We start from the raw sequence: 12,672 nt of genomic DNA, 5'->3' as shown, positions 1-12,672 counted from the left end.
GGATGTGCGATGGCCGAGTTGATCCTGCGCGACCTGGTGAAGACCTACCCGGGCGGCAACGGCCGCGCCACCGACACGGTGTCGCTGGAGGTCGCCGACGGTGAATTCATGGTGCTGCTGGGCCCTTCCGGCTGCGGCAAGACCACGCTGCTGCGCATGATCGCCGGGCTGGAGGTGCCCGACGCCGGGCAGATCGTGCTCGGTGGCCGCGACGTCACCTATCTGGAACCGCGGCGGCGCAACCTGTCCATGGTGTTCCAGTCGTACGCGGTGTTCCCGAACAAGAAGGTCGCCGCCAACATCGGCTTCGGCCTCCGGGTGCGCGGCGTGCCCGCCGACGAGATCCGGCGCAAGGTGGCGTGGGCGGCCGAATTGCTGCAGCTGACACCGTATCTGGATCGCTATCCGGCGAAACTGTCCGGCGGGCAACGGCAACGGGTCGCGGTGGCGCGCGCCATCGTCACCGACGCCGACCTGCTGCTGATGGACGAGCCGCTGTCGAATCTGGACGCGTTGCTGCGCATGTCCTTTCGCGCCGAGCTGAAGAAGCTCGTGGCCGAACTCGGCATCACCACCGTCTACGTCACCCACGACCAGGTGGAGGCGCTGTCGCTGGGCCACCGGATCGCCGTCATGCGCGAGGGCGACATCGTGCAGACCGGCGCACCGGCCGAGGTCTACGACAATCCGGCGACCGAATTCGTCGGCGGCTTCCTCGGCAGCCCGCCGATGAACTTCCTGACCGGCACGGTCGCGCCCGCGGAGTACGGACCGCGACTGGACCTCGGCGGCCAGTCGCTGGCGCTGCCCGAGGGGCTGGCCTCCTTCGACGGCCGCGAGTTGCGGCTCGGCATCCGGCCGGAGGCGCTGGAGGTGGTCGAGGCGGGCTCCGATCCGGTGCTGCGCGCCGATCTGCAGGTCGTCGAGCCGCTGGGGGCCTCGACGCTGCTGACCACCGCGGTCGCGGGCCAGGTGGTGAAGGTGCACACCGCGGCCGGCTTCCGCGCCGAACCCGGCGACACCCTCACCCTGCGGGTTCCGCCGCACGCGTGCCGCTGGTACGACCCCGGATCGGGCACGTTGTTGCCGACCGCATGATCATGGCGGCATATTGTGAGAATCTTGTTCTCCGAGGAACAGAGTAAGGATCTCACATGTCGGACAGCCCGATCATCGCCATCGTCGCCCTGCGCGTGAAGTCCGGTGCGGCCGCCGCCGCCCGGGACACGCTCGCGAAGTCCATCCCCGACACCCGGGCCTTCCCCGGCTGCCTGAACGTCACGCTGCTGGCCGACGCCGCCGACGAGCACCGGATCACCCTCATCGAGGAATGGGCCAGCCTGGAGCACGACCGGGCCTACCGGAAGTGGCGAGCCGGCGAGGGCGCGGTGCCGGGCATGGCCGACCTGTTCGAGGGCATCCCGCAGTTCAGCCACCACACCCGCATCGGCGAGTAGCGGGCAGCGCGATGGACGGCACAGCGGAACAGACCCGCCCCTGGACCCAGGACGAACTGCTGCGGTTGATGGACGTACAACCGCAGGGTGACGGCATCTTCAGCGCCCCGGCCCACGGCCCCACCGCGCGCGACGTCGTGGAGGCCGGGCAGATGCTCGGCGCGACCGTGGTGGCCGCCGCGAAACAGGTCCCGGGCCAGCGCGTGGTCTCCGCGTCCATGATCTTCTCCCGGGCCGCCGCGCACTCGCGGCCGCTGACCGTGCACCTGGACCCGGTCCGCACCGGCCGCACCTTCAGCACGCTGGAAGTCCAAGTGCGGCAACAGGATACCCAGCGCTGCTCGGGTGTGGTGCTGCTCGACGCGGACGCCGCCGATCTGATCCGCGGGTCGATCGCGATGCCGGAGGTGGATCCGCCGGACCGGTTGCGTTCGCACGACGTGCCCGGCGCGGTGGTGGACGGCCGCGACATCCGGGTCGTCGACGACGCCTACGACCACGACCCGGACCGGATCGGACCGCCGGAGTTGTTCGTGTGGACCAGGTTTCGAGACGCGCCCGCGCACGAGTACCTGCACCAGGCGCTGCTGACCCAGTCCACCACGCACTGGACCGTGGCCGCGGCGATGCGCCCGCACAGCGGGATCGGCGAGTCGATGGCGCATCGGAGCGTCTCGACCGGAATCACGATGACCACCGTGACGTTCCACGATACGGCGGATGTCTCGACGTGGCTGCTGTACGCCACCCGTGCCACCTATGCCGGCCGTGGCCAGGCCCAGAGCGACGGCCACGTGTTCGACGTGGACGGCCGACTGGTGGCCTCGTACAGCGTGCACGCCATGATTCGGGGCCTGCTGCCACGCAACGGCGCCACCTCCGGTGGCGACACCCTGCTCTGACCACAGGAGGCAAGCATGACCAACGACCGGCCCTCGGGCTTCGTCGACTGGCCGGACTACTACATCGACGTCCGGCGCGTGCGCAATCTGATCCGGGTGACCCACGAGGGAGCGGTGGTCGCCGAGACCACCGGGGCGCTGCTGGTGGCCGAACAGGATCACGGCATCGTGTTCTACATTCCCGCCGACGACGTGCGGTTCGACCTGCTCACCCCGGACGACGACACGACAAGCCGCTGCCCGTTCAAGGGCGACGCGAAGTATTGGCGGCGCCCGGAGAGCACCGAGCCGATCGCCTGGGAGTACACCGACCCGTATCCGGAGGTGGCGGCGATCCGCGGCCACCTCGGCTTCTATCAGGATCGGACCACCCTCGAGGTGGGCGTGGCGGTACCCGCCGTCAGCGGGCGCCCCCAGCCGAAACCGGCGGCCGCCGCGCACTGAACACGAAACGCTTGGACGGCTGCGGTGTTCGATGAAGGGGATACCGAACACCACAGCCGCACCGGCAAGGATAGCCGCCCGGCGCGCGCACGTCACCATCGGGCCGATACCCGGGGATGCATCGAAAAACACAGATACACAGTACTTTTCGACACAGTTATCGAATCGGCGCTGGTAGCGGACATTCATCCTGACGTGCGGCGATCCGGACCACCCGCCGCCCGCGCCGATTCCGGCAGCTCCCGGAAGGCCGCCGCGACCGCCAGCAGCCAGGCGAGTTCGCCGTCGAAACCGGGTCGTGGCGGCTCCCGGAAGGTGGCGCCGGCGCCGCCCACCGCACCCGCCGCGCGCCGTCGCAGGGCGGCCGCGATGCGCGCGGCTTCCGTTGCCGCCGAACGCTTCTCCGCGGACGACCGCGCACCGGCCGGCAGCCGTTCGGCGTGATCGCCGTCCGCCGGGTCCAGATACGGTTGCAGACGGAGCAGCGCGTCGCGGATCTCGATCACCCGGCGGTACCGCACATCCCGCAGGCCCCGGCCGAGCTCCGTTGGGCCGCCGCCCGTCTCGGGCAGTTCCGCGCCCAGCGCCGACCGCAGCGGTTCCAGCCGGGGCAGTGCGCGCGCCTGGGTCACGGCGGTGATCGCCTGCGGGATCAGTGACGGGCACAGGTAGCCGATCAGCATGATCGTCGCGCCGAGCCCGGCGAATGCCGGTGCGATCTGAATGCTCAGCCGGTGCAGCGGAACTCCGGCCCAGGCCCCGGCCAGCGCCACCGCCTTGCCGATGCCGTAGCCGAGTGCGACGGTCGAGCCCACGGCCAGCAGCCGCAGTCCCCGCCACAGCCACACCTGCTCCCGCACCTGGCCGAGCCAGGTGCGGCACAACAGGATCAGGCGGATCAGTCCACCGCTGTAGGCGCCCAGATAGACCGTCAGGAACGCGGTCACCAGCGGCTGCGTGCCGTAGTGGTCGTCGAAATCGGTGGCGTGCGAACGGTCGTGCACCGGCGCCAGCGCGAACAGCACGGCCAGCGTCACCGCGACGGCGACGATCACCAGCAGCACCGGCCGGCCGCGCAACGGCGGACGATCCTCGGGCGCCACCAGATACGCGGCCCATACCAGCTGGGCCAGCACCGCCGTCGCGATCGCCGCGTACACGATCGGGGTGGCCAGGTTCTCGACGCCGCTCCACCGGCCGAGCCGATCGTAGATCGGCGGCACCGCGGCCCCGAAACCCACTGCCGCGCACAGGATCGCGACGGCCACCGCCCAGCGGGCCGGGCTGGGGTCGCGGGCGGCGAGCAGCAGCCGCCAGCCGAAGGTGAGCAGGGCCAGCGTTCCGATACCGCCGTAGGCGAGCGCGAATCCCATGGCGTCAGGCGGGCCCCGGGCCGAGGGTATCGAGCAGGCTGCCCAGCTCCGGCGGCGCGGTGTCCGGCAGCACCCATTCCGGCCGGGCCGCCCATTCCGTGATGTGGTGGGCCATCAGCAGATCCGCGATGCGCTCGGCCTCCCGCTCCTCCGACTCGGACGAGCAGGACCGGCCCAGCATCCGCTCCACCACCGCCGGGTCGATGTGCGGGGCGAGCAGCCGGGCCGCGGCCGGCCCGGTGACCGTGACCGGGCGATGCCCGGCCAGCAGGTGCCCGAATTCGTGGCACACGATGTGATCCTGGTGCATCCGCGTCGTATCGCGCTGGTAGGCGATGAAGTCGATGTCGGCGGTGATCAGCAGTCCACCCGACAGTCCGGCCGGCGGCAGCGGTTCGGGCCGCAGCCGCAACGGCCGGCCGCGCCGCCGGGCCAGCGCCTCGGCCAGCCGGCCGACCGAAAAACGTTGCGGCAGGCCGAGTATGCCGAGCTCACGGCGCAACCGCCGATGATCCATCACCGAATTCCCACCCCCGAGGCTCTGCCACGCCGCGATCCGCATATCAGCCGTCGCCGTCGCGCTCGGCCTCGATCCGCCGCAGCACGTCGAACATCGCCGCGACGGCTTCGGCCCGCACCGTACCGTGCGCGAGCCCGTCCCGCAGCACCAGCTCCAGCGCGGCGCCGTCGCCTTTTCCCTTGAGCGCGTTGATCAATGCCAGTTCCCGGCCGCGTTCGGCCGCCAGTTCCGGATTGGTCAGCGGGTCGAGACTGTCCAGTCCGAAGTAGGCGCGCAGCGCCTCCAGCGTCTCGAACGACGGATTCACCGCCTGCCCGGTCCGCAGTTTCCACAGATAGTTGGCCGACAGCCCGAATCCGGTCTCGCGCAGGATGTTCTCCGCCAGCGCCCGATGGGTGATCTCGACCGTGCGGCCGTCGCGTTCGGCGGGCGGATGCATCGCGCCGATCAGAGTGTTCAGCGCATACGTGAACGGATGCTCGTGGGACGCAATCATCGGCGATCTTGTCTCCTGCAGTTGACAGGCTCCGTGGCACAGATCATATACTCATCGGCGACTTCGCGAGGTCGCGTCGACGGCGGTTGCCCCCGAAGGGGAGGGCATCGGCCGTGAGAGGTCGGCGCACGGTACGCGGAGCAAGGGGTGGGGCGATCGAAGACGCTCGCCCCTCCCGTCCGGCCGGAAAGTTCTCCGCCACAGCGGATTCCGTGTTCTCCGAGCCTCAGCCGACCTTCACCGGCAGCGTGAGCGGGCCGCGGTGCCGGAATCCGGACCGCCACGGCACCTGGTCGGCGGTGGCGCGCAGACCCGGCCACTGCGCGTAGATCTGCTCCAATACCGCCGTGGTGACGGTCCGCACCAATGCCGTACCGACACAGGCGTGCGCGCCCAGACCCAAGCCGAGATGCGCGTTCGGGCCCCGGCGATGATCCGGCTCCTCCGGGCGCGCGAAACGGTCCGGATCGTGGTTGGCCGCGGCCAGGCACAGCAGCACGGTCTCCCCCGCGCGCACCCGGTAGCCACCGAGGTCCAGATCCGTGACCGCGAACCGCGGCCCCGCCAGCACCTGCGGCGACTGATGGCGCACCAGTTCGTCGACCACCGCGCCGTCCGGGCCGAGCGCGCCCACCAGCGCCGGCCACTGCGAGAACGTCAGCACCGCACCGGAAATCAGATCCGCGAGCACCTCGTACCAGACGAACAGCAGGTAGAACAGCAGGCCCGCGAGCTGCCCGGAATCGAGTCCGGCCGCGGTCCGCCCGGTGCCCACCAGACGCCCCAGGACCGTGTCGTCCCCTGCCGCGCGCGCGTGTTCCAGTGTGCCCGTGATGATCCGGCCCATCGTGGCCAGAGTGTCGCGGGCGCGCAGCGTCCCGTCGGGGCGCAGCGTCGAATTCGCCCAATTCAGCAGGGCTTCGCGCTCAGCGGCGGCCAACCCCAGCAGGTCGCCGAGCACCGCCGCCGGCAGCGGCACGGCCACCCGCTCCACGAAATCGAATTCGTCCTCCCGCACCGCCGCCAGACACCGGCGCACCAGATCGCCTGCGGGCTCGGCCCATTCGCCCGTCCGCCGCGGCTGCAACGCTCCCACGACGGTCCGGCGCAAGCGGGCGAGATCCTCCGCATCGCTGCTCTGGAACACGTCCAGCGGAGCAGGCACCGCGAAACCCCGATAGTCGTTGCCCTGCGCGAAACGGAGATTTGTCGACAACCGCTCGTCCAGCAGCCCGGCCCGCACCTGATCGAAGCGGGTCACCAGCCACGCCGGCGGCCCGTCCGGGGTGGCCACCCGATGCACGCCGCCGTCCTCGCGCAGGTGCGCCAGCACCGGCCACGGATCGCGCGCGAACTCCTCGTCGAAAATGGTCAGCACCAAGCCATCATGGCCGTTGCCGCATCCCTGTGCACGGCCGGATCCGCGCACACCCACGGCCGCCCAACAACTTTCACGCCCTCAGCTGCGCCGGAACTCCGTCGCGCGCACTCCCGTGACGGAGTTCCCGGACCTGCCGTGATCAGGCGGGAGGATTCACGTCGGATGCCGGCACCTGCCGACCACGACGGCGTGCGGTGGCGCCTCAGGCCGTCAGTTCGCCGAGCAGGGCGACGGTCCGATCGCGTTCCGCCGCGTCGCCGAGCCCGGATCGGCTGATCCACAGTTCGGTGGCCCCGGACTCGGCGTAGGCGCGCAACCCGGCGGCCACCTGTTCCTCGGAACCGATCAGCGCGAGATCGGCGGCGTGAGCGACATTTTCGCGATCGAGTGCGGCGCGGTAGGACGGGATGCCCTCGTAGAAGCCGAGTGCCGCCACCGCTTGTTCCCGGAGTTCGGCGGCGCGGTCGGTGACCAGCGCGACCACCCCGGCGACCACCTGCGGCGGACGGGCTCGCGCGGGCCGCGCGCGCTCGAGGCTCGGCACGATATGCGATGCCAGCGTGCGCGGGCCGGTGAGGAACGGCAGCACGCCGTCGGCCAGCTCGCCCGTGACCCGCAGCGCCTGCGGGCTCAGCGCCGCCACCAGTAGCGGAACGTGCTGTCCGCCATGGACGGTCGTCGGCGAGGTGGGCCGCGCGCGCAGCCGCTCGCCGTCGATGTCGGCCCCGCCCTCCTCGATCAGCTGCCGCAGCGCGGTGAGGTATTCCCGCAGGCGCCGAATCGGTTTCGGCTCGCGGACGCCGTAGACCGTCTCCTCGATGGCGGCCGCGCCGAGGCCGAGGCCGAGCCGGAATCGGCCCCGCGACGCGGCCTGCACGGTCTGCGCCTGCGCGGCGACCACGACCGGATGCCGGGGATTGATCGGCACCACCGAGGTGCCCACGCCGATCCCGTCCACCGCCTGTGCCACCACGCCGGCCAGCACCAGCGAATCCAGGTCGAACCGCTGTCCGAACCACACCGAGCGCACCCCCGCGGCCCGCGCGGCCGTCACCTGGTCGATCACGTCCGTGACGTCGTTGGCCGCCCCCGGCTCGGGCCACAGGGCCACACCGATCGGAATTCCGATACCCATGGCCGCCACGGTAGCCCGGTCCGGGGCCGGAGCCCCGGATTGCGACCATCCCGATCGGAACGATCGACAACCCGCGAAACAGCGGCTATGGCAACGGCTTCCGGGGTCCCGCGGCACCGCTCTTGTCCCGGCCGCGACCCTGTAGTACCGTCCAGACAGGTGTCCAACATGGTGTCGACAGGCACGTACGGAGGGTTCGAGCGATGACGTTGGTCCGGCCGCGACAGGTTTCCGGCGGCGAACACGAACACGGCCACCTGGAGGAATTCCGGACCGATCCGATCGCGCTGATGCACCGGGTGCGGACGGAGTGCGGGGACGTCGGCTCGTTCCGGCTGGCGGACAAGGACGTCATCCTGCTGTCGGGCGCCGAGGCCAACGAGTTCTTCTTCCGCTCCACCGACGAGGACCTCGACCAGAGCGCCGCCTACCCGTTCATGAAGCCGATCTTCGGCGAGGGCGTGGTGTTCGACGCCAGCCCCGAACGCCGCAAGGAGATGCTGCACAACCAGGCGTTGCGCGGTGATTTCATGCGCGGGCACGCGGAGACCATCGCCCGCGAGGTGAACCGGATGATCGCGGGCTGGGACGATTCCGGCGAGATCGACCTGCTCGAGTTCTTCGCCGAGCTCACCATCTACACCTCCTCGGCCTGCCTGATCGGCGTGAAGTTCCGCGAGGAGCTCGACGGCCGGTTCGCGCACCTCTACCACGAGCTCGAACAGGGCACCGACGCGCTGTGCTACGTCGACCCGTACGCCCCCATCGACAGCTTCCGCCGCCGCGACGAGGCGCGCGCGCAGCTGGTCGACCTGGTGCAGGGCATCATGAACGACCGCATCGCGAATCCGCCCGCGGGCAAGGCGGATCGGGACATGCTCGACGTCCTGGTGTCGATCCGGGACGAGGAGGGCGGGCTGCGGTTCTCCGCCAGCGAGGTGACCGGGATCTTCATCTCGATGATGTTCGCGGGCCACCACACCACCTCCGGTACCGCCGCCTGGACGGTGATCGAGTTGCTGCGCAATCCGGAGGTGCTCGCGCAGGTGACCGCGGAGCTCGACGAGCTCTACGCGGACGGGCAGGACGTGAGTTTCCATGCGCTGCGCCAGATTCCGCAGCTGGACGCGGTGGTCAAGGAGACCCTGCGGCTGCACCCGCCGCTGATCATCCTGATGCGGGTGGCCCGGGACGAGTTCGAGGTGTGCGGAAACCGCATCGCCCCCGGCGATCTCGTGGCCGCCACGCCCGCGATCTCCAATCGCCTGCCGGAGGATTTCCCGGATCCGGAGAACTTCGATCCGGGGCGTTATCTCGATCCGCGGCAGGAGGACCTCACCAATCGCTGGACCTGGATCCCGTTCGGGGCGGGCCGGCATCGCTGCGTGGGCGCCGCCTTCGCGCAGATGCAGTTGAAGGCGATCTTCTCGATCCTGCTGCGCGATTGGGAGTTCGAGATGGCCCAGCCATCCGACAGCTACCGCAACGACCACTCGAAGATGGTGGTGCAGTTGCAGCAGCCGTGCACGGTCCGCTATCGGCGCCGGGTGCGCTGACCGGATCCGGTGATCAGCTTTCCGGGCCGCCCTCGGGTGCCCGCGGGACCGGACGCGGAGTGACCCGGATCACGCCGCGGTCCAGATCCAGCGATTCGATCTCGAACGGCTGATCGCCGGTACCGGCGTCCTCCTGGCTCTCCTTGCGGATCTTCGGCCCCGGAAAGAGCTCACCGATCTGTCCCATACGTCCACGGTACGTGCCCGCATCGGCCGGCCGCGGGGCGATCGTGACAGAAACTTGTTCGTCGCTATTGACGGGCATCCGGGTCCGGATGTTATAAATTTAGGCGAGGCTTACCTCGTGAAGACGAGCCTAACCTCGCCAAGCTGCCCACTGATGCGCTTCGAGGCCCGCCATGTACGTCTGTATCTGCAACGCCGTCACCGAATCGGACGTGCACGACTGCGTCGCCGCCGGCGCCTGCACGACCGGACAGGTCAAGCGGGCCTGCGGGTGGAAGCCCGGTTGCGGCAGTTGCACGACCCGTTTGGCCCAGATGGTGCGCGACGCTCGGAGCAACAGCCCGGTGGAAACCACCGCCGCCTGATCGAGACACACACAGCCGTATACCGCTAGTCATCGTGGCTTGTGCCACGATGACTAGTCATGGAAGGCGACAAGGAAATCCTCACGCTGCTCAACGAGCAGCTGACCGCCGAACTGACGGCGATCAACCAGTACTTCCTGCACGCCAAGATGCAGGAGAACTGGGGTTTCACCCGGCTGGCGAAGCACACCCGGCACGAATCCATCGACGAGATGAAGCATGCGGAGACGCTGACCGACCGCATCCTCTTCCTCGAGGGTCTGCCGAACTACCAGAAGCTCAACATGCTGCGCATCGGGCAGACCGTGCCCGAGCAGCTGAAGGCCGATCTGCAGGTCGAGATGGAAGCCGTGGAACGGCTGCGGCGCGGCATCGACCTGATGCGCTCCCGCGGCGACGTCACCTCCGCCCGCATCTTCGAGGAGATCCTCGCGGACGAGGAGAGCCACGTCGACTATCTGGAGACCGAACTCGATCTCATCGAGAAGCTGGGTGAACCGCTGTACCTGCAGCGCTACACCAAGGCCGACGACGACTGACCGATCGCGACGAGCGAAGCTGTCACCGCGCCGCCGGTGACAGCATTGTCGCCGGAGAAATCCGCCGAAGAACCTCTGCCACGGGTGCATGTCTTGCATCATGCACATCGTGTGTAGTAGCCATATAGTTAGGGTTGCTCAGCAGAGGGAAGTACCAGCCATGGCCATGCCCGTATCGACGGCCCGTCCTCGCGCCCTCATGACGGTGCTCGTGCTCGCGGGAATCACCGCGTCGCTCACGCAGACCCTCGTGGTCCCCCTGCTGGGCCAGCTACCGCAGATCCTGCACACCAGTACGTCGAACGCCACCTGGGTGGTCACGGTGACGCTGCTGGTCAGCGCGGTCACCAATCCCGTGGCCGGGCGGCTGGGCGATCTGTACGGCAAGCGGCGGATCCTGCTCGTCTCCGTCGCCCTGCTCATCGCCGGCGCGGTGGTCTGCGCGCTGGCGACCTCGCTCGTGCCGATGATCATCGGCCGCAGCCTGCAGGGCATGGGGTCGGGCATCGTCGCGCTCGGCATCAGCGCGTTGCGCGATCTGCTGCCGCCCGAACGGGTCGGCTCCGCGATCGCCCTGATCAGCTCCTCGCTCGGCGTCGGTGCGGCGCTGGGGCTGCCGCTCGCGGCGACCGTGATGGAGAACAGCAGCTGGCGCGTATTGTTCTGGGGCCTGGCCGGTTTGGCGGCGGTGATCGGCGTCCTGATCGTCCTCATGGTCCCGGCCACCGACACCGGCGATCCCGAGGGGCGTTTCGACCCGCTCGGCGCGCTCGGCCTGGGCACCGGTCTGGTGACGCTGCTGCTGGCCGTCTCCAAGGGCGCGTTGTGGGGCTGGACCAGCCGATCCATCCTGACCCTGATCGCGGTGGGCGTCGTCTCGCTGGGGCTGTGGGCCTGGTGGGAACTGCGCACCCGCTATCCGCTGGTCGACCTGCGCACCACCGGACGACCGCAGGTGCTGCTGACCAATGCCGCCTCGTTCGTGGTCGCGATGGGCATGTACGCGCAGGCGCTGCTGATCCCGCAGTTGCTGCAACTGCCCGTGGCCACGGGATACGGTCTGGGACAGTCGATGATGACGATGGGCCTGTGGATGGCGCCCAACGGCATCATGATGGTGCTGATGTCGCCGGTGAGCGCGCGACTGTCCGCGGCGCGCGGACCCAAGACGACCCTGCTGGTCGGCTGCCTGATCATCGCGACCGGCTACGCGGCCTCGACGGTGATGCTCGCCCACACCTGGACGCTGCTGATCGTCACCATGATCATCTACACCGGCGTGGCCTTCTCCTACGGCGCCATGCCCGCGCTGATCATGGCGGCGGTGCCACACTCGGAAACGGCCGCCGCCAACGGTTTCAACACACTCATGCGGGCCGCGGGCACCTCGGTGTCGGCGGCGGTGATCGGCGCGGTGCTGGCCCAGATGAGCACGAACTACCACGGCCACAGCATCCCCACCTCGGCGGGATTCCACACCGGACTGCTGATCGGCTGCGGCGTCGCACTGCTGGCCGGCGCGATCACCGCCGCCATCCCGGTCCGCAGCCGCTTCGAGGATTCCGAACCGGAGCCCCAGCCCGCCACCCCGGCACCGGCCGCCCTGCCGGTCGAATCCTGAAGGCGCTCAGGACACCACGCGCGGCCATGGATAGAACGCCAGGTGCAGCAGCAGGATCACCAGCAGCGCCAAGAGTACCGCGGCCAGCGGATGCGCCCGGCGCTCCAGATAGCCGACCGTGCGAAACAGCGTGGGAAACGGCACTTCTCGCGCCCGGAACGCGGCCAGCAGACTCGGCACGACCACCCACATCACCGCGATCGCCCCGTACAGCACATAGGCCCCGGCGTAGGTGCCCGGATACATCACCCGGGCGCCGACGGCGAACCCCACCCCCAGCACCAGCGTGGCGATCGCCGCGACCAGATAGCCGCCCATCCCCCGATAGCGGACCGCGCCCGGGTCCGGTGTCATCCGCCCGTTGGCCGTGACCTGCCGCCCGCCGACCACGCCCGACTGCTCCGGGTTCGTGATCAGCTGCGGCACAGCGTAATAGGCGAGCACGACGATCACGAACACCACGACCAGCCGCACCCAGGAGTGCTGCGTCTCCAGATGACCGATGGTCGCGGAGATCGTCGGCAGGTCCGCCACCCGGAACACCGCGATCAACTCCGGCACCAGGATCACCGCCCCGGCCAGGCCCCACATGAGATATCCCCAGAACTCCGCCGACCGCCCACCCGCCCCGGGCGTCACGGCAACCGCTTCCGTCATGGAATCGGTCTACCACTGTGGGGCGACACCGGCACGACTT

15 protein-coding genes are annotated in these 12,672 nt (G+C 69.5%); 8 read left to right on the top strand and 7 right to left on the bottom strand.

Annotation, left to right across the window (positions count from 1 at the left end):
• The first annotated feature begins 9 nt into the window (after nucleotides 1-9).
• Genes NRB56_RS24550 through NRB56_RS24535 form a run of 4 tightly spaced genes read left to right on the top strand, consistent with a single transcriptional unit; the run spans nucleotide 10 to nucleotide 2,803 of the window.
• Entirely contained in the window at nucleotides 10-1,098 is a 1,089-nt protein-coding gene (locus tag NRB56_RS24550) for an ABC transporter ATP-binding protein (RefSeq protein WP_153346174.1), read from the top strand.
• 56 nt (nucleotides 1,099-1,154) lie between these two features.
• Entirely contained in the window at nucleotides 1,155-1,457 is a 303-nt protein-coding gene (locus NRB56_RS24545; RefSeq protein ID WP_153346172.1) for a putative quinol monooxygenase, read from the top strand.
• An 11-nt stretch (nucleotides 1,458-1,468) separates the two neighbouring features.
• The gene (locus tag NRB56_RS24540) at nucleotides 1,469-2,359 is read left to right on the top strand and encodes an acyl-CoA thioesterase (RefSeq protein WP_194290973.1); all 891 of its coding nucleotides are present in this window, start codon (nucleotides 1,469-1,471) and stop codon (nucleotides 2,357-2,359) included.
• A gap of 15 nt (nucleotides 2,360-2,374) precedes the next feature.
• On the top strand, nucleotides 2,375-2,803 hold the full coding sequence (locus NRB56_RS24535; RefSeq protein ID WP_153346168.1) for a DUF427 domain-containing protein: 429 nt from the start codon (nucleotides 2,375-2,377) through the stop codon (nucleotides 2,801-2,803).
• A 185-nt stretch (nucleotides 2,804-2,988) separates the two neighbouring features.
• Here the strand turns inward: NRB56_RS24535 and NRB56_RS24530 are convergent, their stop codons facing one another.
• From NRB56_RS24530 to NRB56_RS24510, 5 genes are all read right to left on the bottom strand, one after another.
• Nucleotides 2,989-4,176, bottom strand: coding sequence for an MAB_1171c family putative transporter (locus tag NRB56_RS24530; protein ID WP_153346166.1), 1,188 nt, complete (start codon nucleotides 4,174-4,176; stop codon nucleotides 2,989-2,991).
• 4 nt (nucleotides 4,177-4,180) lie between these two features.
• Nucleotides 4,181-4,696 carry a hypothetical protein gene (locus tag NRB56_RS24525; RefSeq protein ID WP_153346164.1) on the bottom strand — a complete coding sequence of 172 codons (516 nt, stop codon included), beginning with the start codon at nucleotides 4,694-4,696 and terminating at the stop codon, nucleotides 4,181-4,183.
• Between the two features lie 43 nt (nucleotides 4,697-4,739).
• Nucleotides 4,740-5,192: a hypothetical protein gene (locus NRB56_RS24520; RefSeq protein WP_153346162.1), complete on the bottom strand. Its 453-nt coding sequence runs from the start codon at nucleotides 5,190-5,192 to the stop codon at nucleotides 4,740-4,742.
• Between the two features lie 226 nt (nucleotides 5,193-5,418).
• Nucleotides 5,419-6,570, bottom strand: a complete 1,152-nt coding sequence (locus tag NRB56_RS24515; RefSeq protein WP_153346160.1) for a cytochrome P450 — start codon at nucleotides 6,568-6,570, stop codon at nucleotides 5,419-5,421.
• 205 nt (nucleotides 6,571-6,775) lie between these two features.
• A complete protein-coding gene (locus tag NRB56_RS24510) occupies nucleotides 6,776-7,708 on the bottom strand; it encodes a TIGR03564 family F420-dependent LLM class oxidoreductase (protein ID WP_153346158.1) in 933 nt (310 codons plus the stop codon).
• 203 nt (nucleotides 7,709-7,911) lie between these two features.
• Here NRB56_RS24510 and NRB56_RS24505 point away from each other — a divergent pair, with 203 nt between their 5' ends.
• Complete coding sequence (locus tag NRB56_RS24505) at nucleotides 7,912-9,264, top strand: cytochrome P450 (RefSeq protein ID WP_153346156.1); 1,353 nt, start codon at nucleotides 7,912-7,914, stop codon at nucleotides 9,262-9,264.
• Nucleotides 9,265-9,277: 13 nt separating this feature from the next.
• Here the strand turns inward: NRB56_RS24505 and NRB56_RS24500 are convergent, their stop codons facing one another.
• On the bottom strand, nucleotides 9,278-9,451 hold the full coding sequence (locus NRB56_RS24500; RefSeq protein WP_153346154.1) for a hypothetical protein: 174 nt from the start codon (nucleotides 9,449-9,451) through the stop codon (nucleotides 9,278-9,280).
• Nucleotides 9,452-9,623: 172 nt separating this feature from the next.
• Here NRB56_RS24500 and NRB56_RS24495 point away from each other — a divergent pair, with 172 nt between their 5' ends.
• The 3 genes from NRB56_RS24495 (at nucleotide 9,624) to NRB56_RS24485 (ending at nucleotide 11,975) form a co-directional block, all read left to right on the top strand.
• A complete protein-coding gene (locus tag NRB56_RS24495; protein ID WP_153346152.1) occupies nucleotides 9,624-9,815 on the top strand; it encodes a (2Fe-2S)-binding protein in 192 nt (63 codons plus the stop codon).
• A gap of 59 nt (nucleotides 9,816-9,874) precedes the next feature.
• The gene (gene bfr / locus NRB56_RS24490) at nucleotides 9,875-10,354 is read left to right on the top strand and encodes a bacterioferritin (protein WP_153346150.1); all 480 of its coding nucleotides are present in this window, start codon (nucleotides 9,875-9,877) and stop codon (nucleotides 10,352-10,354) included.
• Between the two features lie 160 nt (nucleotides 10,355-10,514).
• The gene (locus tag NRB56_RS24485; RefSeq protein WP_153346148.1) at nucleotides 10,515-11,975 is read left to right on the top strand and encodes an MFS transporter; all 1,461 of its coding nucleotides are present in this window, start codon (nucleotides 10,515-10,517) and stop codon (nucleotides 11,973-11,975) included.
• 6 nt (nucleotides 11,976-11,981) lie between these two features.
• Here the strand turns inward: NRB56_RS24485 and NRB56_RS24480 are convergent, their stop codons facing one another.
• On the bottom strand, nucleotides 11,982-12,632 hold the full coding sequence (locus NRB56_RS24480; protein ID WP_153346146.1) for a hypothetical protein: 651 nt from the start codon (nucleotides 12,630-12,632) through the stop codon (nucleotides 11,982-11,984).
• Nucleotides 12,633-12,672: the final 40 nt, after the last annotated feature.

It is taken from the genome of Nocardia aurantia, assembly GCF_009604425.1.
GTDB classification, from domain to species: Bacteria; Actinomycetota; Actinomycetes; order Mycobacteriales; family Mycobacteriaceae; genus Nocardia; species Nocardia aurantia.
This window is presented reverse-complemented; position numbering and strand designations above follow the sequence as displayed.

Excerpts from the sequence above, each read along its gene's own strand:
- NRB56_RS24550 (WP_153346174.1), top strand. The coding sequence starts at position 10 with ATGGCCGAGTTGATCCTGCGCGACCTGGTGAAGACCTACCCGGGCGGC.
- NRB56_RS24545 (WP_153346172.1), top strand. The coding sequence starts at position 1,155 with ATGTCGGACAGCCCGATCATCGCCATCGTCGCCCTGCGCGTGAAGTCC.
- NRB56_RS24540 (WP_194290973.1), top strand. The coding sequence starts at position 1,469 with ATGGACGGCACAGCGGAACAGACCCGCCCCTGGACCCAGGACGAACTG.
- NRB56_RS24535 (WP_153346168.1), top strand. The coding sequence starts at position 2,375 with ATGACCAACGACCGGCCCTCGGGCTTCGTCGACTGGCCGGACTACTAC.
- NRB56_RS24530 (WP_153346166.1), bottom strand. The coding sequence starts at position 4,176 with ATGGGATTCGCGCTCGCCTACGGCGGTATCGGAACGCTGGCCCTGCTC.
- NRB56_RS24520 (WP_153346162.1), bottom strand. The coding sequence starts at position 5,192 with ATGATTGCGTCCCACGAGCATCCGTTCACGTATGCGCTGAACACTCTG.
- NRB56_RS24510 (WP_153346158.1), bottom strand. The coding sequence starts at position 7,708 with ATGGGTATCGGAATTCCGATCGGTGTGGCCCTGTGGCCCGAGCCGGGG.
- NRB56_RS24505 (WP_153346156.1), top strand. The coding sequence starts at position 7,912 with ATGACGTTGGTCCGGCCGCGACAGGTTTCCGGCGGCGAACACGAACAC.
- NRB56_RS24500 (WP_153346154.1), bottom strand. The coding sequence starts at position 9,451 with ATGGGACAGATCGGTGAGCTCTTTCCGGGGCCGAAGATCCGCAAGGAG.
- NRB56_RS24495 (WP_153346152.1), top strand. The coding sequence starts at position 9,624 with ATGTACGTCTGTATCTGCAACGCCGTCACCGAATCGGACGTGCACGAC.
- bfr (WP_153346150.1), top strand. The coding sequence starts at position 9,875 with ATGGAAGGCGACAAGGAAATCCTCACGCTGCTCAACGAGCAGCTGACC.
- NRB56_RS24485 (WP_153346148.1), top strand. The coding sequence starts at position 10,515 with ATGGCCATGCCCGTATCGACGGCCCGTCCTCGCGCCCTCATGACGGTG.
- NRB56_RS24480 (WP_153346146.1), bottom strand. The coding sequence starts at position 12,632 with ATGACGGAAGCGGTTGCCGTGACGCCCGGGGCGGGTGGGCGGTCGGCG.